Annotated in this window: 19 protein-coding genes and 2 pseudogenes; 15 read left to right on the forward strand and 6 right to left on the reverse strand. The window is 60.1% G+C overall.

Annotated features, from left to right (window positions below; genetic code table 11):
* Nucleotides 1-141 precede the first annotated feature (141 nt).
* The 6 genes from AAAK34_RS02225 to AAAK34_RS02250 all read left to right on the forward strand — a co-directional run bounded on the left by AAAK34_RS02225 (nucleotide 142) and on the right by AAAK34_RS02250 (nucleotide 5,694).
* Nucleotides 142-882: a TetR/AcrR family transcriptional regulator gene (locus AAAK34_RS02225; RefSeq protein WP_231696549.1), complete on the forward strand. Its 741-nt coding sequence runs from the start codon at nucleotides 142-144 to the stop codon at nucleotides 880-882.
* Between the two features lie 167 nt (nucleotides 883-1,049).
* Nucleotides 1,050-1,868, forward strand: coding sequence for an ABC transporter permease (locus AAAK34_RS02230; RefSeq protein ID WP_231696550.1), 819 nt, complete (start codon nucleotides 1,050-1,052; stop codon nucleotides 1,866-1,868).
* The gene (locus AAAK34_RS02235) at nucleotides 1,865-2,935 is read left to right on the forward strand and encodes an NAD-dependent epimerase/dehydratase family protein (protein ID WP_231696551.1); all 1,071 of its coding nucleotides are present in this window, start codon (nucleotides 1,865-1,867) and stop codon (nucleotides 2,933-2,935) included. The genes AAAK34_RS02230 and AAAK34_RS02235 overlap by 4 nt, the downstream gene beginning before the upstream one ends.
* Nucleotides 2,922-3,782 (forward strand): GNAT family N-acetyltransferase, encoded by an 861-nt coding sequence (locus AAAK34_RS02240; RefSeq protein ID WP_231696552.1) that lies wholly within the window; start codon nucleotides 2,922-2,924, stop codon nucleotides 3,780-3,782. The genes AAAK34_RS02235 and AAAK34_RS02240 overlap by 14 nt, the downstream gene beginning before the upstream one ends.
* A gap of 41 nt (nucleotides 3,783-3,823) precedes the next feature.
* Nucleotides 3,824-4,891: a dihydrodipicolinate synthase family protein gene (locus tag AAAK34_RS02245; protein ID WP_431777697.1), complete on the forward strand. Its 1,068-nt coding sequence runs from the start codon at nucleotides 3,824-3,826 to the stop codon at nucleotides 4,889-4,891.
* On the forward strand, nucleotides 4,888-5,694 hold the full coding sequence (locus tag AAAK34_RS02250) for an ABC transporter ATP-binding protein (RefSeq protein ID WP_231696554.1): 807 nt from the start codon (nucleotides 4,888-4,890) through the stop codon (nucleotides 5,692-5,694). Before AAAK34_RS02245 ends, AAAK34_RS02250 begins: the two co-directional genes overlap by 4 nt.
* 519 nt (nucleotides 5,695-6,213) lie before the next feature.
* Here the strand turns inward: AAAK34_RS02250 and gyrB are convergent.
* The 3 genes and pseudogenes from gyrB to dnaA form a co-directional block, all read right to left on the reverse strand.
* Entirely contained in the window at nucleotides 6,214-8,805 is a 2,592-nt protein-coding gene (gyrB, locus tag AAAK34_RS02255; protein WP_231696555.1) for a DNA topoisomerase (ATP-hydrolyzing) subunit B, read from the reverse strand.
* Between the two features lie 143 nt (nucleotides 8,806-8,948).
* Complete coding sequence (gene dnaN, locus AAAK34_RS02260) at nucleotides 8,949-10,076, reverse strand: DNA polymerase III subunit beta (protein WP_231696556.1); 1,128 nt, start codon at nucleotides 10,074-10,076, stop codon at nucleotides 8,949-8,951.
* 144 nt (nucleotides 10,077-10,220) lie between these two features.
* A pseudogene (gene dnaA, locus AAAK34_RS02265) lies at nucleotides 10,221-11,650 on the reverse strand (chromosomal replication initiator protein DnaA).
* A gap of 499 nt (nucleotides 11,651-12,149) precedes the next feature.
* Here dnaA and rpmH point away from each other — a divergent pair.
* The 5 genes and pseudogenes from rpmH (at nucleotide 12,150) to AAAK34_RS02290 (ending at nucleotide 16,500) form a co-directional block, all read left to right on the forward strand.
* Nucleotides 12,150-12,284 (forward strand): 50S ribosomal protein L34, encoded by a 135-nt coding sequence (gene rpmH, locus AAAK34_RS02270; protein WP_005798102.1) that lies wholly within the window; start codon nucleotides 12,150-12,152, stop codon nucleotides 12,282-12,284.
* A gap of 93 nt (nucleotides 12,285-12,377) precedes the next feature.
* Nucleotides 12,378-12,773, forward strand: a complete 396-nt coding sequence (locus AAAK34_RS02275; RefSeq protein WP_231696558.1) for a ribonuclease P protein component — start codon at nucleotides 12,378-12,380, stop codon at nucleotides 12,771-12,773.
* The gene (yidD, locus tag AAAK34_RS02280; RefSeq protein WP_231696559.1) at nucleotides 12,770-13,039 is read left to right on the forward strand and encodes a membrane protein insertion efficiency factor YidD; all 270 of its coding nucleotides are present in this window, start codon (nucleotides 12,770-12,772) and stop codon (nucleotides 13,037-13,039) included. The genes AAAK34_RS02275 and yidD overlap by 4 nt, the downstream gene beginning before the upstream one ends.
* Nucleotides 13,036-14,733, forward strand: coding sequence for a membrane protein insertase YidC (gene yidC / locus AAAK34_RS02285; RefSeq protein WP_231696560.1), 1,698 nt, complete (start codon nucleotides 13,036-13,038; stop codon nucleotides 14,731-14,733). The genes yidD and yidC overlap by 4 nt, the downstream gene beginning before the upstream one ends.
* Before the next feature lie 187 nt (nucleotides 14,734-14,920).
* A pseudogene (locus tag AAAK34_RS02290) lies at nucleotides 14,921-16,500 on the forward strand (ABC transporter substrate-binding protein).
* A 509-nt stretch (nucleotides 16,501-17,009) separates the two neighbouring features.
* Here the strand turns inward: AAAK34_RS02290 and AAAK34_RS02295 are convergent.
* Nucleotides 17,010-18,257 (reverse strand): metal-dependent hydrolase family protein, encoded by a 1,248-nt coding sequence (locus AAAK34_RS02295; protein WP_231696659.1) that lies wholly within the window; start codon nucleotides 18,255-18,257, stop codon nucleotides 17,010-17,012.
* A 39-nt stretch (nucleotides 18,258-18,296) separates the two neighbouring features.
* On the opposite strand from AAAK34_RS02295, the gene mnmE reads away from it, so the two are divergent.
* Complete coding sequence (gene mnmE, locus AAAK34_RS02300) at nucleotides 18,297-19,709, forward strand: tRNA uridine-5-carboxymethylaminomethyl(34) synthesis GTPase MnmE (protein ID WP_231696562.1); 1,413 nt, start codon at nucleotides 18,297-18,299, stop codon at nucleotides 19,707-19,709.
* Between the two features lie 291 nt (nucleotides 19,710-20,000).
* On the forward strand, nucleotides 20,001-20,597 hold the full coding sequence (locus tag AAAK34_RS02305) for an REP-associated tyrosine transposase (protein ID WP_231696563.1): 597 nt from the start codon (nucleotides 20,001-20,003) through the stop codon (nucleotides 20,595-20,597).
* Between the two features lie 583 nt (nucleotides 20,598-21,180).
* On the opposite strand, the gene AAAK34_RS02310 is transcribed toward AAAK34_RS02305, so the two are convergent.
* Nucleotides 21,181-21,735: an adenine phosphoribosyltransferase gene (locus AAAK34_RS02310; RefSeq protein ID WP_231696564.1), complete on the reverse strand. Its 555-nt coding sequence runs from the start codon at nucleotides 21,733-21,735 to the stop codon at nucleotides 21,181-21,183.
* 53 nt (nucleotides 21,736-21,788) lie between these two features.
* On the reverse strand, nucleotides 21,789-23,774 hold the full coding sequence (locus AAAK34_RS02315) for a monovalent cation:proton antiporter family protein (RefSeq protein WP_231696565.1): 1,986 nt from the start codon (nucleotides 23,772-23,774) through the stop codon (nucleotides 21,789-21,791).
* Nucleotides 23,775-23,886: 112 nt separating this feature from the next.
* Between AAAK34_RS02315 and AAAK34_RS02320 the strand changes: the two genes are divergently transcribed.
* Nucleotides 23,887-24,864 carry a KpsF/GutQ family sugar-phosphate isomerase gene (locus AAAK34_RS02320; RefSeq protein WP_231696566.1) on the forward strand — a complete coding sequence of 326 codons (978 nt, stop codon included), beginning with the start codon at nucleotides 23,887-23,889 and terminating at the stop codon, nucleotides 24,862-24,864.
* A gap of 44 nt (nucleotides 24,865-24,908) precedes the next feature.
* Nucleotides 24,909-25,118, forward strand: a complete 210-nt coding sequence (locus tag AAAK34_RS02325) for a hypothetical protein (RefSeq protein WP_431777698.1) — start codon at nucleotides 24,909-24,911, stop codon at nucleotides 25,116-25,118.
* Nucleotides 25,119-25,130 lie beyond the last annotated feature (12 nt).

Below are 25,130 nucleotides of genomic sequence, written 5' to 3' on the forward strand. Positions count from 1 at the left end.
CAACCTTTTTGTTGATAATCAACAGGTCGCTCAATTAGAACCATGTTGCAGCGCAGAGAGGCTGCTTCTGTCTAATCTGACTTCAGAGCCTGCGACCGATCCGGTAGAGTCGATCACCATGATGAGAATGGGAGAACTTTGATGACACCCGCACAGCGCAAAAGCAGCCCGCGCGCCGTTGTTGACGCTGCCGTCGATAAACCGGCAGGTAAGTCGTCATTGACACCATCGCGCACTGCGCGGGCTCGCGCCAATCTTCCACTGCGCGACGCCGTTGCCACCCGAGCGGCCTTGCTGGTGGCCGCTATCGAAGAGTTCGCACGAAATGGGTTCGCTGGCGCAAGAGTCGACACGATTGCAGCCTCGGCTGGAGTCAATAAGCAGCTTGTCTACCACTACTACGGAAACAAGGAAGGCCTGTACAGAGAAGCGCTCGAGTCCGTGTATGCGCAGTTGCGCGAGAAAGAGCGCGCCTTGTCCCTAGCCGACATGGCGCCAATTGAGGCCATGGCCGTGTTGGTTGGCTTTTCGTTCGACTATCTCTGTGAACACCCAGAGTTCATTTCGCTGTTGGCGGATGAGAACCGCAATGGTGGGCAGCACATTCGCCAGTCGCGTCCATTGCAGCAAATGCACCTTCCACTGGTGGAGCTCTTGGAGGCAACGCTCGCACGGGGGGTGGCTGAGGGCGTTTTTCGTGCCGGCTATGACGCCATCAATCTCTACATCTCGGTGGCTGGCTTGTCGTACTTCTACTTTTCCAACAACCACACGCTCTCGGTCGTCTTCGGAAAGAAGCTGAGCAGCCGCGCGGCTCAGCTGCGGCGTCGCAAGCATGTGATCGACTTCACGTTGAATGCATTGCGTCCAGACGCTGATTAATCGCGGAGATTGCCCGTGGCCAGCACTGACTGCCAGCGCGATTGATAGCGAGGCTTGCGCCTCCATTTATCAACCATATGGTTGACAACAAGGGTTTCGCTTTCTATGATTCTTCCCAGGTTGTCTGCTCACGGTTGCGCAGAGATCTTTTCGAAGGAGTTGTCCGAATGAGCGTTCCAATGGCCGCACCGACGGCGCCTGCCGAGGTGTTCACTCCGGGCGCCGGCGAGGCGTCCGCCTGGCATCGGTGGGCAGCGATTGTGGGCGTCCATCTCGCGCTGGTTGCGCTGTGGGAGATCGTAGTGCGCGTCTTTGAGATTCGCAGCTTCATTCTTCCCGCACCGTCGGCCATTCTGGGCACGCTCGGCAATTCCAGCCATGCCTGGTTTTCGAACACATTGGTCACCGCTGCCGAGGTTTTTGGCGGCTATGCGCTTGGACTCGTCGCAGGCGTTCTGGGTGCACTATTGTTCGTCACGAGCAAGCGACTCATGCTGCTGCTGTTTCCAGTGCTGGTTACGCTAAACATGATTCCCAAGGTGGCCATGGGCCCCTTGATCATTGTGTGGTTCAGCTACGGAATCGGACCGAACATCCTGATCACCTTCAGTCTGTGTTTCTTTCCCATCCTTCTGACCACGATTCGCGGGCTAAACGAAACCGAACCCGATCTGCTTGACCTGGTGCATGCGCTCAAAGGCTCTCGCTGGCAGCTGTTCCGCTACATCCAACTCCCCGGCTCTTTGCCTTACCTGTTCTCCGGCATGAAAGTCGCTACTGTGTTGGCTGTTGCAGGTGCGGTTGTCGGTGAATTCATCGCTTCAGACAAGGGTCTCGGCTACCTGATGATTCAGGTGCAGGCCTCATTGGATACGCCCGCGGTGTTCATGGCTGTGCTGCTGATCACAGCATTGGGCGTACTTCTTTATGGGCTGGTCCTGTTGCTGGAGCGGCTATTCATTACCCAGGACGCAAGACTGCAATGACGACCAATGCACCCAACATGATTGGCCCGTTTCTCGAAGACACACTGCTTCCGGAACGCTTCAACACGGAGGCAGAGCTGGATGACTTCTTGTCGCTGCCCTCGCGCGACCTCGTGCGTGACATGGCGCATACCGAGGGTGATCTGATGATCCTTGGCGTAGGCGGGAAAATGGGGCCGACGCTGGCTCGACTGGCCCGCAATGCGATGGCCACCGATCGACGTGTCATTGCCGTTGCCCGCTTCAGCGAACCGGGGGTGCAAGAGGCCCTGAACGCTCATGGCATTGAAACCATTGCCTGCGACCTTCTGGATCGCGACGCCCTGCAGGCGCTCCCCCAGTGCCCCAACATTATCTTCATGGCTGGTCGCAAATTCGGTGGCGAAGGAAATTTGCCGCTCACCTGGGCCATGAACACACTGGTGCCCGCGATGGTGGCCGAGACCTTCCGGCACTCCCGCATCGTCGCCTTCTCGACAGCTTGCGTCTATCCGTTCGTGCCGGTCAACAGCCAGGGTGCCGCCGAGCATCTGCCACCCGATCCGCCCGGCGAGTACGCGCAGTCGTGCGTGGGCCGCGAACGTATGTTTGAGCACTTTTCACAGGTTCATCAGACCCCCGGCCGACTGTTTCGTCTTAGCTACGCGATCGATATGCGCTACGGCGTTCTAGCAGATGTGGCTTCGCGCGTCTGGCACGGTGAACCCATTGACGTGACCATGGGTCATGTCAATGTCATCTGGCAAGGCGATGCAAATGCGCAGGCCTTGCGCTGCCTGGCCGAAGCCACGATCCCCACATCGCCGCTGAACGTGAGTGGGCCGGAGACCACCTCGATCCGGTGGTTGGCACAGGAGTTTGCCCGACGATTCGGCAAGCCAGTCGAGATCACGGGTGAAGAGGCACCAACCGCATGGTTGATGAACACGGGCGAAGCCGAACGTCTATTTGGCTACCCGCGAATTCCCCTTAAGCAGATGATGGGCTGGGTGGCCGAATGGGTGGCCAACGAGCAGCGTATGCTGGGCAAACCCACCAAATTCGAGAAGCGAGATGGCAAATACTGATGCCATTGAAATAGAGCGCCTGACCGCGCTCACGCCATCAGTGCTCGCAGAGCTGCAGAGCCTGGTGGTAGACAGCCACTGGAACCAGTTGCCTGCCGATTGGTTGCTCTTTCACACGCTCGGAGCCATTTATGTAGCTCGCAACCCGGTGGGCTCTATCGTCGCCAGCGGTGCGGTGCTTCCCATGGGAGAGTCGCGCGAGAACACTGCTCCGGTGTCCTGGATCAGCATGATTCTCGTGAAGCCCGCGTTGCGCGGCCAAGGTATGGGCCGGGCGGTTTTCGAGCGTTGCCTCCACCAAGTGCGTGCACAGGGTCGCGTCCCGATGCTGGACGCCACGCCACAAGGTGAACCGCTGTATGCCCAGTTCGGGTTTGAAGCGCAGTGGCGTTTTACTCGCTGGCGCCGCCCGCAACAGCAGGCAGTACTTGCGCCTACCCCTACTGGTGCGGCGATCGACCAGCTCGTCGCCCTCGATCGACAGGCCCTGGGCTTTGATCGCAGTGCCCTTTTGCAGGACATTGCCGGGCGAAGTGGCTCGTGCTGCACATGCCATGGCAAGGCGACAAGTCTTTGGCGAGCGGGTCGAACTGCGGTGCAGATTGGTCCGCTGGTCGCCACCAATGAGTTGGATGCTGTCAACTTGCTCAATGCCATGGCACAGAGCTTGAAAGATACCTTGGTGATTGATGTGCCGGAGGGCCGCGTCCACCTTGAGGCGGCGCTGCAAAGCGCGGGTTTCGCATCAGAGCGGTCCTTTACCCGGATGGTACGGGCTGGCGGCCTGACGCTTGCCCCCACCGACACGGCCATCATCCAGGCGGTGGCCGGTCCCGAATACGCCTGAGCGCGCTCATCGCCCGAAAGGCACTAAATCTCGAGGAACATATGCCCCTGAACAGATCCGAACTTCCGCAGAACGTCCTGTCCCTCTTGGCGCAGGGTACGGTGATTCCTGCGCATCCGCTTGCATTGAACGCACAGCGCCAGTTTGAACGCAAGCGCCAGCGTGCGCTCACCCGGTACTACGTTGATGCAGGCGTCGGCGGTCTGGCCGTGGGCGTGCACACGACACAGTTTGCGATCCGTGAGCGCGGCCTGTACAGCACCGTACTTGCCGCAGCCATGGAGGACCGCCTAGCCTGGAGCGATCGCCCGATGGCCATGATTGCTGGCCTTTGTGGCCACACCCAGCAGGCCGTTGACGAGGCAAGAACTGCGGTAAGCCTTGGCTATCACGCCGGCTTACTGAGCCTGGCGGCGGTGGGTTCTGCTTCTGAGGACCAGATCATCGAACATTGTGAGCGGGTAGCTCAGGAAATCCCGCTGGTGGGCTTCTACCTGCAAACCGTGGTCGGCGGACCGGTGCTCACCAGCGACTTCTGGCGTCGCTTTTCGCTTATACCCAATGCCTTGGCGATCAAGGTGGCACCTTTCAACCGGTACCGTACGCTGGACGTTGTGCGGGGAGTGGTTGATGCTCGCGCAGAGGAGCGTGTGTTCCTGTACACGGGTAATGACGACCATATCGTTCTTGACCTGGCACTTCCGTTTACAGCGATGCGTGATGGCCAAGCCGTCGACGTGAGATTCCGAGGCGGTCTACTGGGACACTGGTCCGTGTGGACCGCCACAGCGGTCAAGCTGCTACAACGAATCAAGGCAGAACTGGCTCATGCCGAGGGTGGTTTGTCGCCCGCCTTGTTGTCACTTGATGCCCGCGTCACCGACTGCAACTCCGCATTCTTCGACGTGGCCAACAATTTTCACGGCTGCATCGCGGGGTGCCATGAAGTGCTGCGTCGCCAAGGGCTACTGGAAGGCATCTGGTGCCTGGATCCGCAGGAAGGTCTTGGTGCCGGCCAGGCGGCGCAGATTGACCGGGTCTACTCGCAACACGCCGATATGGCAGATGACGACTTTGTGCGCGAAAACCTGCAAAGGTGGCTCGCATGAACGACATCCGCGATCCTGTGGCACCAAATGAGGCCCTACAAACTGTCGAGCCGCTCATCCAGATGCGCAACCTGCGCAAGGTCTACCGAAAACGAGGCACGGAGTTTCTTGCCGTATCCGATGTGACGATCGACATCTACGAGGGCGACATGGTTTCACTCGTCGGTCCATCGGGATGCGGGAAGTCAACTTTGCTGAAGATTCTGGCCGGCCTGCACGGGCATGATGGCGGTGAGCTACAGATGGGAGGGGCGGCTGGCTTCAACCCGGGTCGAGATGTAGGGATGGTGTTTCAGCAGCCCCTGTTGTTGAAGTGGCGCACGGTACTGGAGAACGTACTGCTGCCCGCCGATATCCTGGGGCTGCCGCGCAAGGCGGCGAAAGATCGCGCGCTCCAATTGCTCGAGATGGTCGGCCTTTCCGGTTTTGCCGAGAAGATGCCGTACGAGTTGTCGGGCGGCATGCAGCAGCGGGCGGCCATCGCGCGTGCGCTGATCCACGACCCCAAGCTCATCCTGATGGACGAACCCTTCGGTGCACTTGATGCCCTCACACGCGAGAAGATGAACCTCGAGATGCTGCGTATATGGGAAGAGAGCCACAAGACGTTTGTAGTGGTCACCCATAGCATTCAGGAAGCAGTGTTTCTTGGCTCGCGGTGTGCTGTGCTCACGGCAGGACCCGCCCGCATGGCTGACACTTTCCCCATCGAACTGCCGTCGCCTCGCAAGCTGCATGTCAAAACCACTCCCGAATTTGGTCAGTACGTATCTCGGGTGTACTCGCTGCTCGGTGTTGAGTAAACCATCAGTTGACCTGACGAAGGTAACCCAGCCCGCTTATAGACTCGGCATAATTTATTCATGAACTTTTGTTGATGACCTGACTCCAAAGTTCATGGAAAAAGAAGATGCACGCAAGCAGTCAGGGTCAGAGCGGCGGTGAGGTCCAATCTGTGGCCAGTTGCCATCTTGCCAATTGCTGCAGAAAAATACATCTTCGCCTGAGCAGCACAATCAAGTTGAACGGGCAACCCGACTCACAGGACCTGCGCGCAGACCATGCTTTTCGCAGCCGCGGAAGCTTCAGCCTCCTCGCACAGCGCCACCGAACGGCCGCTTTTAAGCCGGTACAGGACGCTTCGTCGACAGCCATGCTCGTCAAAATCAGTCTCAAGCAGCCATTCTCAGAACTGTGCCAGATGTATCGTTTCGGGTCGAAAAGAGTCCGTAGCATAGAAAAAGCCGGAACAAGTCGGGCTTCTCATGAGCTTTTTACGGACTTGGTGCAGTCCTTACGGCACCTGCGACCTGAAGATGCTTTTATGCATCAATATTGGCCGCCCTCAGCGCGTTAGTCTCAATGAACTGTCGCCGCGGTTCGACTTCGTCACCCATCAGGGTGGTGAACACGCGATCTGCCTCAATGGCGTCGTCGATCTGCACACGCAGCAGGCGGCGCACTTCGGGGTCCATGGTGGTTTCCCAGAGTTGCTCGGGGTTCATTTCACCCAGGCCCTTGTAGCGCTGGCGCGTGGTGGTGCGCTCGGCTTCGCTGATGAGCCAGGCCATCGCTTCGCGGAAGTCGCTGACACGTTCCTCGCGTGCGCGCTCGCCCTCACCACGCGACACTTTGGCGCCTTCGCCCAGCAGGCCGCGGAAGGTCTGAGCGGCTTCGGACAGGGCAGCATAGTCGGCGCCGTGCACGAAGTCCTGGGTGATGACGCTGCTCTTGATGTTGCCGTGGTGACGGCGGCTGATGCGCAGAATTGGTTTGTCGGTGCGAACGTCGAACTCGCTGGAGACTTCAGCCGGGGTGCTGCTGGCTTGCTGCGCGCGAAGGTAAGCCTGTAGCGCTACAGCGCTGGCTTCAGCGGCTTCAACGGTGTCAAGATCCAGGGCTACGCCGTCGGCCAAGGCACGCAAGGCTTCGCCGTCCATGAACGCCGAAAGGCGATTGATAACGGCCTCTGCCACCTGATGCTTGCGCGCCAGTTCCGCCAAGGTGTCCCCGGTGAGGGTTTGCGGTGGCGTACCGTTGGCGGAGGTGCCGGTGAATACGCTGGCATCTTTCATGGCCACGCGCAGCAGAAAGGCATCGAGGGCAGCACCGTCTTTCAGGTAAAGCTCTTCTTTTCCGGCCTTCACTTTGTAGAGCGGAGGCTGTGCGATGTAGATGTGGCCGCGCTCCACCAGTTCGGGCATCTGGCGATAGAAGAACGTGAGCAGCAGGGTGCGAATGTGCGCGCCGTCCACGTCGGCGTCGGTCATGATGATGATGCGGTGGTAGCGCAGTTTTCCGATGTTGAAATCGTCAACGGCGCTTTTGCCGGAATCTGCTGCGGTCTTGCCGATGCCGGTACCCAATGCCGTAATCAGGGTGACGATTTCGTTGCTGGTCAGAAGCTTCTCGTATCGTGCACGCTCCACGTTCAGGATCTTGCCTCGCAGAGGCAGGATGGCCTGGAACTTGCGGTCGCGCCCTTGCTTGGCTGAGCCGCCTGCGGAGTCGCCCTCCACAAGGTAGATCTCGCACAGGGCCGGGTCTTTCTCTTGGCAGTCGGCCAGTTTGCCGGGCAGGCCAAAGCCGTCAAGTGCTCCCTTGCGGCGGGTCATTTCGCGGGCCTTGCGGGCGGCTTCTCGGGCACGGGCCGCTTCCACGATTTTTCCGCAGATGATCTTGGCGTCGTTGGGGCGCTCTTCCAGGTACTCGGTGAGCGTCTTGGCGACAATGTCTTCTACCGGCGCACGTACTTCGCTGGAAACCAGTTTGTCCTTGGTCTGGCTGGAGAACTTGGGCTCGGGCACTTTGACGGAGAGCACGCAGGTCAGCCCCTCGCGCAAGTCGTCGCCGCTGACCTCAACCTTCGCCTTCTTGGCCAGGTCGTTGGCGTCGATGTACTTGCTGATGACCCGCGTCATGGCTGCGCGCAGGCCCGTGAGGTGGGTGCCGCCGTCGCGTTGCGGGATGTTGTTGGTAAAGCAGAGAACCTGCTCGTTGTAACCATCGTTCCACTGCATGGCAACCTCAACGCCGATCTCGGTGTCGGGGATGCCGCCATAAGTTTCAGCGGGGCGGGTGCCGGTGGCGTGGAAGGCGTTCGGATGCAGCACGCGCTTGCCGGTGTTGATGAAGTCGACGAAGCCTTTGACGCCACCGGCGCCGGAGAAATCATCTTCCTTGCCGTTGCGCTCGTCCTTCAGCCGAATGCGCACGCCGTTGTTCAGGAAGCTGAGCTCACGTAGGCGCTTGCTCAGGATTTCATAGTGAAAATCAGCGTTTTCTTTGAAAATCTCGCTGTCTGGCAAAAAATGCACCTCGGTACCGCGCTTGTCGGTGTCTCCGGTGATCTTCATGGGCGAAATCTCGACGCCGTTCACGGTTTCAAGGACGCGGTCTTGCACGATGCCGCGGCTGAACAGGAGTTCGTGTTTTTTTCCGTCGCGCCGCACAGTCAGGCGCAGCTTGACCGACAACGCGTTCACGCAGGAGACGCCCACGCCGTGCAAACCGCCTGATACTTTGTAGCTGTTCTGGTTGAACTTGCCGCCAGCGTGCAGTTCTGTCAGGGCGATCTCGGCCGCCGAGCGTTTGGGCTCGTGCTTATCATCCATCTTGACCCCGGTAGGAATCCCGCGGCCGTTGTCGGTGACCGAGATGGAGTTGTCGGTGTGTATGGTGACGACGATGTCGTCGCAATGGCCGGCCAACGCCTCGTCAATGGAGTTATCTACCACCTCGAACACCAGGTGGTGCAGGCCGGTGCCATCGCTCGTGTCGCCGATGTACATGCCTGGACGCTTGCGCACCGCTTCCAGCCCTTCCAGGATCTGGATGGAGCCTTCGCCGTAGCTTTCCACGGCCCGCACGGGGGCAGTTTCCGGGCGGTCTTGCTGAGGGCTGGAGTCGGTCATCTGCGGTCTTCTTTCGCTGAAAGTCAAACCCGCCTATGCTGGCGGGTTCGCTGTATTAAACGCTATAAAATAAATAGCGGTATCACGCTGTAGCGTGAGATATTTGCGTCAACATGTGGATGAGCATGGGCATTCGGTGGGTATCAAATGCGCATGGGCATCACGACATACTTGAAATTGGCGTTGTCAGGCAATGTGAGCAGTGCCGAGCTGTTCGAATCCTGTAGCTCGAGCTTCACCATTTCCTGGTTCATGTTGGACAGGGCGTCGATCAGATAGGTCACGTTGAAGCCGATCTCGATCTGGTCGCCGCCGTAGTCGATGTCGAGTTCGTCGACGGCTTCTTCCTGCTCGGCGTTGTTGGCCGCTACGCGCAAGGTTCCGGGTTCGATATTCAGGCGCACGCCCTTGAATTTGTCGCTGGTCAGGATGGCGGTGCGCTGCAGGCAGGCCAGCAGCGGCGCACGGCCCAGGGTGACACTGTTTTTGTGATTCCGGGGAATGACGCGGTTGTAGTCGGGGAATTTGCCCTCTACCAGCTTGGTGACGAACTCCATGCCGCCGAAGCTGAACCTGGCCTGATTACTGGCAAAGCGCATTTCGATCAGGGGCGCTTGTGCGTCGTCGGGAACGGTGGCGTCGGACAGCAGGCGCTGCAACTCGATGACGGTCTTGCGTGGCAGGATCACTTCCTGCTTGGGGACCTCGTTTTCCAGCGTGGCGCTGGAAAAAGCCAGGCGGTGGCCGTCGGTGGCCACCAGGCTGAGCCCTTTGCCTTCGGCGACGAACAGAATGCCGTTCAGGTAGTAGCGGATGTCGTGCACTGCCATGGCGAACGCCACCTGATCCAGCAGGCCCTTGAGGGTTCTTTGCGGCACGCTGAATGCGGGCCCAAAGCTTGGCGCTTCCTGCACCAGGGGAAAGTCTTCCGCAGGCAGAGACTGCAAGGTGAACTTACTTTTGCCTCCTTTGAGCGTCAGCTTGGACTGATTGGTTTCCAGGCTCACTACCTGATCGGCAGGCATGGTGCGCAGGATGTCGATCAGCTTGCGCGCGCCTACGGTGGTGGCGAAGCTGCCTTCGTCGCCACCCAGTTCGGCTGTGGTGCGGATCTGGATCTCGAGGTCGCTCGTGGTCAGCTGGATCTGGTCGCCGTTCTTGCGGAGCAGCACGTTGGCTAGCACCGGAAGCGTGTGGCGGCGTTCGACGATACCGGAGACCGACTGAAGCACGGCCAAAAGTTTGTCTTGGGTGGTCTTCAGAACGATCATGTCTTCCTCGGTGATGGCACGTATTGGCGTTGTGATGATGAAGGTGGCGCAATCTAATGATATGTTGGCGCCGACCCTGGAAACAACTCGTATTGTCGCCGCTTTTTGAAGGCGGCTCGATGGTCCGGTTTCAGGGGGCTGGGCTTAGCCTTTTAGCGTTTGCTCCAGCACGTGCAACTGCTGATTCAGTTCCGTGAGTTGCTGGCGCTCGCCGCCGATCTTGCGCACCGCGTGCAGCACCGTGGTGTGGTCGCGCCCCCCAAACAACTCGCCGATCTCCGGTAGGCTCTTCTGGGTCAGTTCCTTGGCCAGGTACATGGCGATCTGGCGTGGCCGCGCGATGGAGGCGGGGCGCTTCTTGCTGTACATGTCGGCCACCTTGATCTTGTAGTAGTCGGCCACCGTTTTCTGGATGTTCTCGACGCTGATCTGGCGGTTCTGGATGGAAAGCAGGTCTCGCAAGGCCTCGCGTGCCAACTGGATGGAGATTTCCTTCTGGTTGAAGCGCGAATAGGCCAGGATCTTGCGCAGCGCGCCCTCGAGTTCGCGCACGTTGGAGCGAACGTTCTTGGCGACGAAGAAGGCCACTTCTTCCGGCATTTCGGTGCCTTCGGCGGCAGCCTTGTTGATAAGAATTGCAACACGCATTTCCAGCTCTGGTGGCTCCAGCGCCACCGTCAGGCCGGAATCAAAGCGTGAAACCAGACGTTCGTGAATGTCTGCCAGCCCCTTGGGGTAGGTGTCGCTGGTCATCACGATGTGGCTCTTCTTGGTCAGCAAGGCCTCGAAGGCGTTGAAGAACTCCTCTTGGGTGCGATCTTTGTTCGCGAAGAACTGGACGTCGTCGATCAGAAGCAGATCGAGCGAGTGATACCGTTCCTTGAATTCGTCGAAAGTTTTGCGCTGGTAGGACTTGACCACATCCGACACGAACTGTTCGGCATGGATGTAGAGAACTTTGGCGTCCGGCTGGCTGGCGAGCAGCTTGTTGCCCACTGCGTGCATCAGGTGGGTCTTGCCAAGGCCGACGCCGCCATAGATGAACAGTGGGTTGTACAGGCGGCCAGGAGAGCCAGCGACGTGCAAAGCGGCGGCGCGGGCCATGCGGTTGGCTGAACCTTCGACGAGGGTTTCGAAGGTCAATGCCGAGTTGAGGCGGCTACGGGCCCCGCCACGTGGCGGCTCAGGTTCGGGGGCGCCTGCGGCGGCTCGGACGAAGGCTGCGCGTTGACTCCAAGGCGCCTGACAGGGTCGGAAGCGCCTTGTTTTACGGGGGCTGCGCGCTGAGTAAGTGCTAACTCAATCTGTATGGGTTCGCCGTGCAGTTGCTCCAGCAATTCGGAGATGCGGCCAGAGTACTGAGCTCTGATCCAATCCAGTTTGAAGCGGTTAGCAACAAAAATAATGAGGCGCGAAAAATCTGGCTCGACCTGAACGGCCAAGGGTTTTATCCAGGTGTTGAATTGCTGCTCGGGTAACTCTTGGGCCAGCACATCAAGGCAGGCAGGCCAAAGAGAAGAGGCAGCGTCCGACGGCGATTCAGGGGTCACGCCGGCGGAAGAAGGCTCGTACATTGAAAGGATCCGGTTGTGGATAAGATCCCGCGAATGCGGCTGCAGATTGTAGTCTGCGAGGGGGTTATCCACAAGAGGCGAGAGCAGGAAGTTCGCGCCCGGATGAGTTCACGCGCCGACGGGTTTGGGGTTTTGGCGAAACTTTGCGATAATGCAGGGTTTTCTTGCAGTGGCTGAGAGGCCGGCAGGAAGTAGGTGCTGCCTTTGGGCTGCTGCTTTTGGATTGCTTTTTGATCGTCGTTTCGCTTGCTGGCTCTGTGATTGCTTTGTGAGCTTATGGCAATGTCTGCAATGTCTGGTCGGCGGTCGTGGAATGGCAACCTCGGAGAGCGGCTGCGGAAAGCGCGAGGCGCGCAAACAGATGAATTTGAATGAATTTCTCTGGGGGCCTCGTAAGCCCCGCTAGCGTGTGCTCGAATACCCGCAAGGGTGCCTTCAGGTTGCTATTTCGGGTGCCCGTTCCCCGCTTCTTTTTGATTCAATTAAAGGACAATTTGTCATGAAACGCACATATCAGCCTTCGAAGACGCGCCGCGCGCGCACTCACGGTTTCCTGGTTCGCATGAAAACGCGCGGTGGCCGTGCGGTCATCAATGCGCGCCGCGCCAAGGGCCGCAAGCGCCTGGCTGTCTAAGTTTTGCGGCCCTCGCGGCGGCACTTTCGGCGGCACCTCTCCCGGTGTTTCCGACTGCACTTGTGCAATCAGGCGCGGGTGGCGTGAACACGCATGCGTCCCAGGCATTTGCGCACCCGTGCGCAGTTCCAAGCATTGCTGGGTGGTCCTGCGGTGGCTCGAACGCAGCATTTCGCCCTGCACCGGCTGAATGCTCCCACGACGCTCCCGACCGATCCTGCGCAAACGCTGTTTTCGCCGGTCGACGCTGTGTGGGTAGGCGCCATGGCGCCCAAGCGTTGGGCGCGTCGCGCCGTCACGCGCAACGCCATCCGCCGGCAAATCTACGCCGTGGCTGAAGATCTTGCTCCTCCGCTGGCCGCTGGGGCGTATCTGGTGCGCCTGCGCGCCGCATTTTCGCTAGCTCAGTTCCCGAGTGCTACTTCAGAGGCGCTCCGGCGTGCCGTGCGCGCCGAGTTGCTTTCGCTGTTCGCCAGGGGGCGCAAGTGATGCGCAATCTGCTCATTGGCGTCGTCAAGGCCTACCGGCTGTTGCTTTCGCCTTGGCTTGGGTCGGCTTGCCGCTTCGAGCCCACCTGCTCGGTCTATACCATCGAGGCGCTTGAGCGCCATGGTGCGGCGGCCGGCAGCTATCTTTGCTTGCGCCGGTTGGCGCGCTGCCAGCCATGGTGTGCGGGCGGCTGCGACCCGGTGCCGGACGAGCCCCCACGCCTGTTCACCCGACTGACCGGCGCCTCGCCCAGGAATTCTTCATGAACGATATTCGCCGCACCATCTTATGGGTGGTCTTTGGTTTTTCGCTGGTCCTCCTGTGGGATCAGTGGCAGGTCCACAACGGACGCAAGGCCACCTTCTTTCCTTCTGCCGCACCCGCGGCCACGGCGACGGGCAGTGCGCCTCCGGCGTCGGCTGCCGTGCCAGCCAGTAGTGGAGCGCTGCCTGCGGCCTCCGGCAGCAGCGGTGCGCTAGTGCCCGGCGGCGCCGCGCCTGCGGCACCAGCCGCTGCGGTAGCTCGAGAGCGCATCGAAGTGACCACCGACGTGATGAAGCTGGTCTTCGACACCGAAGGCGGGTCGGTCATCAAGAGCGAGTTCCTCAAGTACACCGAGCAAGGTCAGCCTGATCAGCCCCTGGTGTTGATGGATGACAGCGCCAACCGTGTTTATCAGGCACAGTCCGGGCTGATCGGTGGATCCTTCCCGAACCATAAGACACCCATGGTGTTCAGCGGCGATAAGCAGCTGGCCGATGGCGCGAATGAACTGGTCGTGCGGTTCGAGTCGGCCGTATCTGGCGGTGTGAAGCTGGTCAAGACCTACACGCTCAAGCGTGGCTCCTATGTCATCGACGTGAAGCACGAGGTTGTCAACGTGGGCGGTGCGGCAGTGTCACCGCAGGTGTATGTGCAGCTGGTGCGCGATGGTAATGCTCCTGAAGGAGAGTCGTCGTTCTACTCGACCTTCACGGGCCCGGCTTTCTACACGGACGCCAAGAAATACCAGAAGGTTGAATTCAAGGACATTGAAAACAACAAGGCAGACTTCGTCAAGTCGTCGCCTGATGGCTACGTGGCCATGGTGCAGCACTATTTTGCCAGCGCATGGATATTCGGTAACGAGACGACGCACGAGAACTTTGCTCGCAAGGTGGATACCAATCTCTATTCGGCTGGCATGATCGCGCCTGTGGGAGAGGTGGCACCAGGTGCGTCCAAGACGTTCGGCGCGCGCTTGTTCGTCGGCCCGCAGGAAGAGAAGATGCTGGAGAGCATCACTCCGGGGCTGGAGCTGGTCAAGGACTATGGCTGGCTGACCATTTTGTCCAAGCCACTCTACTGGCTTCTCGACAAGCTGCACGGGGTAATTGGTAACTGGGGCTGGGCCATTGTGGCGCTGGTCGTGCTGCTGAAGATCGCCTTCTATTGGCTCAATGCCAAGGCCTATTCCAGCATGGCCAAGATGAAGGCCATCAACCCCAAGATCATGGAAATGCGCGAGCGTTTGAAAGACAAACCGCAGCAGATGCAGCAGGAGATGATGCGCATCTACCGTGAGGAGAAGGTTAACCCCATGGGCGGCTGCTTGCCGATCATGATCCAGATCCCAGTGTTCATTGCGCTCTACTGGGTGCTGCTTTCCAGCGTGGAAATGCGCGGCGCGCCATGGATCTTGTGGATCAACGATCTTTCGATCAAGGACCCGTATTTCATTCTGCCCGTCATCATGACCTTGTCCACGCTCTTGCAGACTGCGCTGAACCCGCAGCCGCCAGACCCCATGCAGGCCAAGATGATGTGGTTCATGCCGCTGATTTTCAGTGTGATGTTCTTCTTCTTCCCGGCGGGCCTGGTGCTTTACTGGATTACCAACAACCTGTTGTCTATTGCGCAGCAGTGGATCATCAACACTCGCATGGGTGTGCCACCGCAGTTCAATTTGCCGAAATTCTGAAGATGGCCGGGCGCTGCCCGGTACGGCGTGAGCCAAACCTAATAAAAAGCCTGCTTTTCAGCAGGCTTTTTATTTTTGACTGAATCCTATAGCGTGCGTTTGGAGAGATGGAACAGGTGTAAACACTATGGTGCGGGACGCGCGTATTTTTTAGGATGGTCGTTTACAACTAATTGAAGGACTATCCATGGCTCGCATTTCTTTTGCGCGCAATGCGCTGGTAGTGGCAGCTTTGGCGACAGCCGCCCTTTCTCAGGCCGCGACGTTGCGCATTGCCGGTGCCAACGACATTCTGACCTTCGATCCGCAAGGGCAGAACCACCAGACCACGCTGGCGTATCAGCAGCTGGTCTATGAAAGCCTGGTGCGTTACGACGAAAAGTTCCAGATTGAACCGTCGCTGGCCACCAAGTGGACCTTCATCACACCGACCCAGTTGCGTTTCGAGCTGCGAAAGAACGTGAAATTCCATGATGGTGCGCCCTTCACGGCCGACGACGTCGTGTTTTCCATCACACGTACTATGACCCCCCTTCCAACCTGACCTCGGCCGCCCAGAGTGTGCAAGAGGTGAAGAAGGTCGACGATCACACCGTGGACGTGATTCTCAAGGGGCCAAGTCCTGTGGTGCTGCGCGAGTTGGTTGAGGCGCGCATCATGAACAAGGCCTGGGCGGAAAAGAACAACGCCGTCAAGGCGCAGGACTACAAGGCCAAGGAAGAAAGCTTCGCTGCGCGTAACGCCAACGGCACGGGACCTTTCATTCTGGTGGCCTGGCAGCCTGACACCAAGACCACGCTCAAGAAGAACCCCGACTGGTGGGACAAGCCGAAGGGGAACATTGACGAAGTGGTGTTTACTCCCATCAAATCAGCCGCTACCCGCTCAGCAGCGCTGATCTCTGGCCAGGTCGATTTTGTGGTCGATCCTCCGGTGCAGGATCTGGAGCGCATCAAGCGTAACCCTGACATCAAGCTGATTGAGGGCGCCGAGAACCGCACCATGTTCTTCGGCTTCGATCAATTCCGCGATGAGCTGCCCGGCGTCAAAGGCAAGAATCCGCTCAAGGACAAGCGCGTGAGGCAGGCGCTGTACCAGGCAGTGGATATGGCGGCTATTGAAAAGACGGTCATGCGCGGCCTTGGAAAGCCCACGGGAACCATGATCTCCCCTATGGTCAATGGCTGGACGCCGCAGCTTGGCGCCCGCGCAGCCAAGTATGACGTCGAAGCGGCCAAGAAATTGCTGACGGAAGCAGGTTACCCCAATGGCTTCGAGCTGACGCTCGACTGCCCCAATGATCGTTATGTGAACGATGAGGCCATTTGCCAGGCCGTGACCGCGATGTGGACGCGCATTGGCGTCAAGACCAAGCTGCAGACCAATCCGATGTCGATTCACGCAGCCAAGATCCAGAAGTTCGATGTCAGTGCCTACATGCTGGGCTGGGGTGTGGCTACGTTCGACGCACTCTACTCGCTCGATTCCCTCATGAGCACGGTCGATCCGAAGGGCGGTGCGGCTGGGAACTTCAACTGCGGTCGTATGAGCAACCCGCAGTTGGACTCGCTGATCCAGCAGATCAAGGTGGAAATGGACACCAAGAAGCGCGACGGCATGATCCACGAGGCGCTGAAGATCGTGAAGGACGACTACAACTACCTGCCGCTGCACGACCAGATACGCCCGTGGGCCATGCGTAAGGGCGTGACCACCGTGCACCGTGCGGACGATCGTCCTATGGTGACTTGGACCACGAAGAAATAAGGCACCCCCTGAGGCGCTCACGCGCCTTCCCCCCAGGGGGACGCTGCCAGCGGCCGGGCCAAGCCCGCTCCGCGGCAGCCTATGGGTTGGCCTGCTCCGCGGCCGTTTGCTTCGTTCTCAGTCTATGGTGGCCGTTTACGACGGGCGTTGGCGTAAGAGGTCGGGTCGCTGCCCTGAGGCGCTCACGCGCCTTCCCCCAGGGGGACGCTGCCAGCGGCCGGGCCAAGCCGCTCCGCGGCAGCCTATGGGTTGGCCTGCTCCGCGGCCGTTTGCTTCGTTCTCAGTCTATGGTGGCCGTTTACGATGGGCGTTGGCGTAAGAGGTCGGGTCGCTGCCCTGAGGCGCTTACGCGCCTTCCCCCAGGGGGACGCACCCAGCGGCCTGGCGAAGCCAGCTCCGCGAGTGCCTGCGAATGAGGCGCTTCGTTGCACTTGGTGCTGCTCTGCTTCACTTCGCACTCCGCAAGTGGGCAGGAAGTTGATTGGCGGCCTGTTTCGGTGGTGAGGTGCCTATGCCGCCAGCGAGCCAACACGAATATGCCCGCCCTGCATCACTAGCGCGATTTGCTCACCTTGGCCGGCGAGGCATGTCAGGTCTTGCAGAGGGTTGCCGTCGACCAGTAGTAGGTCGGCCATGGCGCCTGGGGTGACCTCGCCGAGACGACCACTCCGGCCCAGGACTTCTGCGCCAATGAGGGTAGCGCTGCGAAGTACTTCGGCGGGAGTTTGTACTTGCGCGCGGATGAGGAATTCCTCGCTCTGCAAGTTGTGCGATGCCCCGAGTAGGTCGGTGCCGAAAGCGAGCTTGACGCCAGCTGCCCGGAAGATCTCCAGGGAATGCAGGCCGGCCGCGCGTACCTGCTCGATTTTGGCCACGCTTTCCGCGCCCAGGCCTAATCTGACGCCATCTCGTGCCAGGGCTTCGTAGGTGATCAGCGTAGGCACGGCATAAGCGTCATGCTCGGCCATCAGCTTGGCGGTTGGCGCGTCGATCAGGTTGCCGTGCTCGATGGTCCGCACACCGCATTCCACTGCGCGGCGTATGGCTTCGGGTGTGTAGGCATGGGCAAGGACATATGTTTGGCGCGCGGCCGCTTCGTCGACAATGGCCCGAGTTTCTTCCACCGAGTAGCCTAGAGCGTTTACGGGGTCTGTGGGAGAGGCGACACCGCCGGAAGACATGATCTTGATCTGGTCTGCGCCCATCTGCAGCAACTCGCGCACTGCAAGGCGCACGGCGTCAACGCCATCGACCACCCGGGTGGACGCGAGGCGCTGACAGCCGCATCCGACGGGCTGCAAACGGTCGCTGCGCGGCCTGAAGTCACCGTGGCCTCCGGTGGGGCTCAGAGCCGGGCCGCTCACGAAGAGGCGTGGGCCCAGCACCGTGCCGGACATCCCGTCTTCTAATGCGGCCTTCAATGCGTAATCGGCTCCTCCGGCATCCCGCACCGTCGTGAAGCCCCGCCTGAGCATGCCGCGAAGAATGGGCAGTGCACGCAAAGCCAGCGTAGTGTTGGGAGTTTGAGCGAGCAGTCCCAGATTGGTCTGGGAAAACGTGGTGTGCACGTGGCAATCAATTAACCCCGGCATCAGGGTGCGTCCGCCGCCATTGATCACGCGAGCACTGGCCGATGTGAGAGGCCGATCGGAGACCTCCCGGATCGTATCGCCCTCGACCAGGACGTGGTGATTTTCCTGAAGCCTGCCGTGCCGGACGTCGAGCACGTGGACGTTGGTGAAAAGGATAAGGCTCATGGCGACAATAAAGTGGAGCGTGTCGCGGACAATCATGCCATGCCGATTTCAACAGCTGATCCTATTGTCGCGATTGCCACTGCACCCGGTCGTGGTGCCGTCGGTATCGTGCGCGTGTCAGGGCGCGATGTAACGTCCTTGGCCTTCGCAATTTGCGGGCGCTCGCTGGTGCCGCGCATGGCGACCTACGGGGCGTTCCTGGAGGCAGATGGTGCCCCGATCGATCACGGGCTGGCGCTGCATTTTCCGGCGCCGAATTCTTATACCGGCGAAGACGTGCTGGAGCTGCAGGCGCATGGCGGCCCTGTGGTGTTGCAGTTGCTTTTGCAGCGTTGCCTGAAGGCGGCGGCGGAGGCCGACTCGGCCACGGGTGATGCGCGTCTACCCCGTCTGCGTTTGGCGCGTCCGGGCGAGTTTACAGAGCGTGCGTTCCTGAATGGCAAGCTTGATCTGGCTCAGGCGGAGGCCGTCATGGACCTGATTGATGCCAGCACGGAGAGCGCGGCGCGCTCGGCGAGCCGGTCGCTGGCCGGGGAGTTTTCACGAGAAATCCATCAACTTACCGATGGCTTGATTCATTTGCGCATGTTGATCGAGGCTACGCTCGATTTTCCAGAGGAAGAGATTGATGTTCTCTCGGCGCACGATGTGAACGGGCAGTTGTTGAATTTGCGGCAGACGCTTTCGGGCGTACAGGCACGCGCGCGCCAAGGAGCGTTGTTGCGTGAAGGGATCAAGGTGGTGATTGCCGGGCAGCCCAACGCGGGCAAGAGCAGCTTGCTGAACGCGCTGGCCGGCGCTGAACTGGCCATTGTGACGCCGATTGCCGGCACCACGCGCGATGTGGTGCAGCAAACGATCCAGATTGAAGGCGTTCCGCTGCACGTGCTCGACACGGCGGGTTTGCGTGAGAGCAGCGACGAAGTGGAGCGCCTGGGCATTGAGCGCGCCTGGACGCACATTTCATCCGCCGACGCGGTGCTCATGCTGCACGATCTTACGCGGGTGAATCTGCCTGAGTATGTTGCAGAAGATGCGATCATTGCTCAGGCCATGGCCGACAAGCTGCCTGCTTCAGTGCCTGTAATTCACCTCTGGAACAAGTGCGACGCCGCTCAGCAGGCGTCACTTCCGCCAGACGCCATCGCGCTTTCCGCCCGCACTGGTGCAGGGCTGGAAAAGCTGCGCGAACGTCTGTTGCAAGTGGTGGGTTGGCAGGCAGGTGCGGGTGAAGGTGTCTTTATTGCCCGCGAGCGCCATCTGCAGGCCTTGGCCCAGGCCGCGGCTCACCTGGAAGAAGCCATCAGTCACCTGAATGGCCTAGCCCCTATGCTCGACTTGCTGGCTGAGGAATTGCGCCTGGCTCAAAACGCGTTGGGCGAGATTACCGGCGAATTCACGGCAGATGACCTGCTGGGCGTGATTTTTTCGCGCTTTTGCATTGGGAAGTGAGGTCTCCCCTGGGACCGCCGAGCTCCAGCTCGGCTCTTGGTGGGGCTGAGGAGGGCGGGAAGTGCCAAGTTGGAGCTTGGCGGTCCCAGGAAGAGGGCTTGCTCGCGTGGATTTTTGTTGTATCAGTGTTGTATCAGGAATGGGTTGGATTCTGTGGTCCGATTTGAATTGGGAGAAGTGAGGTCTGCCCTGGGATCGCCGAGCTCCAGCTCGGCATCGGTGGCGCCAACTGAGGGCACAGGTGCCAGGCCGCAAATTGGCAGATCTAGAGGTTGGTATTCGCGCGGCTATGTGCCGCACCTCGACGCGCAGGGGGTTCTCCAGTCTGTCACGTTCCGCCTGGCCGACTCATTGCCGCAAGAGAAATTGCGGCAACTGGAGCTGGACCTGAAAGAGCTTAGTGAAGATGAGCATTACCGGGTGCGACGAATGCAAATCGAGAGTTGGCTGGACTCCGGCATGGGATGTTGTGCGCTACAGCATCCTGCAATTGCCGAGACTCTTGAAAATGCGCTGATGCATTTTGACGGTGAGCGCTATCGGCTGATATGTTGGGTGATCATGCCCAACCATGTGCATGTGGTGCTTGAGCCTCTGGCAGATCTGGGCCGTATCGTTCAATCCTGGAAATCGTTTGTTGCGCGCCGTGCGATGGAAACAAAGGATCGGCTGGCTTTAACCATCCCTGGGCCACGCTTCTGGATGCGGGATTACTGGGATCGCTACATCCGGAACGAGGCGCACCTGAGAGCCGTTGTGGAGTATGTTCACCAGAACCCAGTCAAGGCAGGTCTTGTGGAGCTGTCGCATGAGTGGAGATGGTCCAGCGCATGGCGATTGGGTGAGCGAACTTCCTGGATGACCGAGGGTCGACGTACTGGGCTTTAGATACCGAACTCCTGCTCAGCCCTTTGTGGGTCTGAGGAGGGCGTGAGATGCCAAGCTGGAGCTTGGCGGTCCCAGGGGGCTGTGCGAACTCTGCGCGGCATCAGGGCGGTTTGAGCTGGGAAAAGGATGACCTGGGATTGCCGAGCTCCAGCTCGGCTCTTTGTGGGGTCTGAGGAGGGTGGAAGATGCCAAGCTGGAGCTTGGCGGTCCCAGGGGGCTGTGCGAACTCTGCGCGGCTTCAGGGCGGTTTGAGCTGGGAAAAGGATGACCTGGGATCGCCGAGCTCCAGCTCGGCTCTTTGTGGGGTCTGAGGAGGGTGGAAGATGCCAAGCTGGAGCTTGGCGGTCCCAGGGGGCTGTGCGAACTCTGCGCGGCTTCAGGGCGGTTTGAGCTGGGACAAGGATGACCTGAGATCGCCGAGCTCCAGCTCGGCTCTTTGTGGGGTCTGAGGAGGGTGGAAGATGCCAAGCTGGAGCTTGGCGGTCCCAGGGGGGATTACGGTGGCGTCGGCAAACGCCAACTTGGCCTGGGTGGATTGTGCGAAACGATGCGGGATGTGATCTTGCAGACCGAACGGCGAAGTTCAATGCCCCGCGAAGTCCACCAGCGTAAAGAGCGGCAACCCTGATTCCTTGAGGCGCGCGGAACCGCCTAGCTCAGGCAGGTCGACAATGGCAGCGCCTTCGATGACTGTGGCACCCAGTTTTTCCAGCAGCCTCCTGCCGGCCATCATGGTGCCCCCGGTGGCAATCAGGTCATCGATCAGCAAGACCCGGTCGCCAGGCTTCACGGCGTCGGTGTGCAGCTCTACCGTGGCACTGCCGTATTCGAGCTCGTAGGTTTCCTGCACTGTGGTGAAAGGGAGCTTGCCTTTCTTGCGCACCGGCACGAAACCAACCTGGAGCTCATAGGCCACCACGGCACCGATGATGAAACCGCGGGCGTCGAGCCCTGCCACAACGTCCGGGCGGAGTTCCGGAGTTTTATAACGATCCACGAAGGCTTTGATCAGCACCCGGAAAACCTTGGGGTCCTGCAGCAGGGGGGTGATGTCGCGAAACTGAACGCCGGGCGCCGGCCAGTCGGGGACGGTGCGGATGTGATCGCGCAGGTAATCGGTAGTGGGCTGTGTGCTCATGACCATGATTGTGCCCCGCCTCGGCCAGTCGTGAGAATATTGAACGCCGACGTTCATCGCATCAATAGCCGCTCCGCTGCCGCCAGAGCTTCGGCCTTGCCGGAGAGCAACAGCGTGTCGCCTGCCTCGAGAGTCGTGTCGTTTGCAACAACGGGGTAAACGCGACCTTGGCGGCGCAGGCTCACGATGTGGACGTCGCCGGCGTCTACCAGCGCTTCGTTCAACTGGAGGCCTTTGGGCGTGTGCGGGGGCAAGGTGATGGTCATCAGACGCTCTTCCTGCATTTCGTCTTCGCTGACATCGTCGGCGCCATGGAAGTGGCCGCGCAAGAGTCGGTAGCGGGCGTCTCGCTGATCACGCACGATGCGGATCACGCGGCGCACGGGTACGCCCATCAGCGCCATGGCATGGCTTGCCAGCATCAGCGAGCCCTCCACCGCCTCTGGCACCACTTCGGTGGCGCCTGCGGCGTGTAGCTTCTCCAGGTCGCGGTCGCTGTAGGTGCGCACAATTACCGGTAGCTGGGGAGCCAGGCGGCGGATGGTGGCCAGTGCGTTCAGCACGCTGTGCTGGTCAAGATAGGTGAGAACCACGGCACTGGCTCGTCCCAGGCCAGCGGCTACCAGTGCTTGCTGCCGGGCGGCGTCGCCATAGGCCACCATGTCGCCCGCCGCTGCGGCCTGACGGACGCGATCGGGGTCGAGGTCCAGCGCCATGTAGGGTATGCCCTCCTGCTTCAGCAGGCGCGCCAGATTTTGGCCTGAACGGCCATAGCCGCAGATGACGACGTGGCCGCTGGTATTGATCGACTGGCGCGCGATGTTGGTCATTTGAACCGACTGCTGCAGCCATTCGCTGGCGACCAGCCGCATGACGACGCGGTTGCTGGCCATGATGATGAAGGGTGTCGCCAGCATGGATAGCACCATGGCCGCCAGCACCGGGTTGAACAACTCCGGCGCCAGCAGACCTTCGCGCCGACTGAGCGTGAGCAGGACGAAACCGAATTCACCGGCCTGAGCCAGGTAAAGGCCGGTTCGCAGGGCAACGCCCGCGCTGGCACCCAGCCATTTCGCCAGACTCGCGATGAGCGCCAGCTTGAACAACACCAGCATGATGAGCAGCACGAGCACATGGGGCCACTGCCACAGGACCAGCCGCCAGTCGAGCAGCATGCCGATCGTGATGAAAAACAGGCCCAACAGCACATCGTGAAAGGGTCTGATCTGCGACTCCACCTGATACTTGAACTCCGTTTCGGAGATCAGCGCGCCGCAGATGAAAGCGCCCAGTGCCAGTGACAGGCCGGCGCGCTCCGTGAGCCAGGCGAGGCCCAGCGTCATCAGCAGCAGGTTGAGCATGAAGAGCTCTTCGCTGCGTCGGCGGGCTACCAGAGTAAGCCACCAGCGCATCACCTTCTGACCGCCGGCCAGGAGCAAGGTGATCAACAGTGCAGCTTTCAGGCCTGCCAGCGTCAGCGCGCTGAAAAGACGTTCCGGGTTGGCGCTCAGGGCAGGAATCAGCACCAGGAGGGGCACCACCGCAAGATCCTGAAGCAGCAGTATCCCCATGACACGCTGACCGTGTTCGGACTCCAGCTCCAGTCGATCGGCCATCATCTTGACGACAATGGCAGTGCTACTCATGGCCAATGCACTGGAAAGTGCGAGCGCGGATTGCCAACTCATGCTCCACTGCGCTGCCGCCACACTGGCGAGCACGATCGAGGCCGTGGTGGCAATTGCCATGGTCAGCGCGACCTGCGCCAGCCCCAAGCCGAAGACGTGCCTGCGCATGGCGCGCAGCTTGGGCAAGTTGAATTCGAGCCCGATGACGAACATGAGGAACACCACGCCATACTCGGCCAGATGCTTGACACTTTCTGCATCTTGGCCGAATGCCAGGCCAAGTGTGTGAGGCTCGATCAGCACGCCCACCACCAGGTAACCCAAAATTGCCGGCAGCTTGAGCCAGCGGCATGCAGCCACTCCTAGGACGGCGGCCAACAGGTACACCAGGGCGAGTTCCAATGCGCTCATACGCGATGCTATATCGAAATCAGGCACCTCCTGAGTCATCTTCGCGCTTGCTTTCAATCACTTTCGCGCACTTTCAAGCACCTTGGAGAGGCTGATCTATAAAATCCCCCCTATGTCCTTCGATCCAGCCCAGGCCGTGCGCCTGGCCCATGAAACGCTTGATATCGAAGCCGCCGCCGTGCTGGGCCTTAAAAGCCAGCTGGATGGCGGATTCGCCCAAGCGGTGAAACTCGTGCTGCAAACCTCCGGTCGGGTGGTGGTGATGGGCATGGGAAAGAGCGGCCATGTCGGCCGCAAGATTGCCGCTACGCTGGCTTCTACCGGTACGCCGGCCATGTTTGTGCACCCAGCAGAAGCCAGTCATGGCGACTTGGGCATGATCCAGGCGGCGGATGCGGTGCTGGCTATTTCCAACAGTGGAGAGAGCGCCGAGTTCACCGCCATCCTGCCGTTGGTCAAACGCCTCGGCGCGCCGCTGATCGCCATGACCGGCAACACCCAATCTACCCTGGCCCGCTACGCCGACATTGTGCTGCACAGCGGGGTCGAGAAAGAAGCCTGTCCGCTGAACCTTGCACCCACCGCCAGTACGACCGCGCAAATGGCGCTGGGCGATGCCTTGGCCGTTGCATTGTTGGATGCGCGTGGCTTCAAGGCCGAGGATTTTGCGCGTTCGCATCCCGGTGGATCACTCGGCCGGCGCTTGCTGACCCGTGTGGCCGACGTCATGCGAAGCGGCAGCGACGTTCCGCGTGCTGCGCCCGAAGCTTTGTTCAGCGCGCTGATGCGCGAAATTTCTGACAAGGGAATGGGCGCGGCCGCCATCGTGGATGAAGAAAATCAGGTGCTCGGCATCTTTACCGACGGAGATTTGCGCAGGCTGGTGGAAACCGGACGCGACCTGCGCACGCTCACGGCGCGTGAAGTCATGCGTCCTCACCCGCTGGTGATCAGCCAGACAGCCCTGGCTGCCGAAGCAGCTGACATGATGGAGAGGAATCGTGTGACCGTGCTGTTGGTCCTGGACGAGACCGGAAAGCTCTGCGGCGCACTGAGCAGCAACGACTTGATGCGTGCCAAGGTCATTTAACCTGGATCCGGCAGTTGACCGCTTGCAATCTCCAAGAAAGCCGCGTGGACACTCAATTTCGATGCTCCGATAACGCTCACCTGTTTGGGCGGCCGGCTGCGGCTGAGAGCGCTACGCACCCGATCAGGCCGCCCTCGGGCACGCTGGCGGCGTTGCTCGTTCTTGCAGGCACGAGCCTGCCGCGTCCTCACGTCTTGCCAGCGCACCCGATGACGACCTGCTCGGGCGCGTCCAACTGCCGAATCCAGGTTTAATCTCAGATCGAA

The organism is Ottowia caeni (genome assembly GCF_050821495.1).
GTDB classification, from domain to species: Bacteria; Pseudomonadota; Gammaproteobacteria; order Burkholderiales; family Burkholderiaceae_C; genus Ottowia; species Ottowia caeni.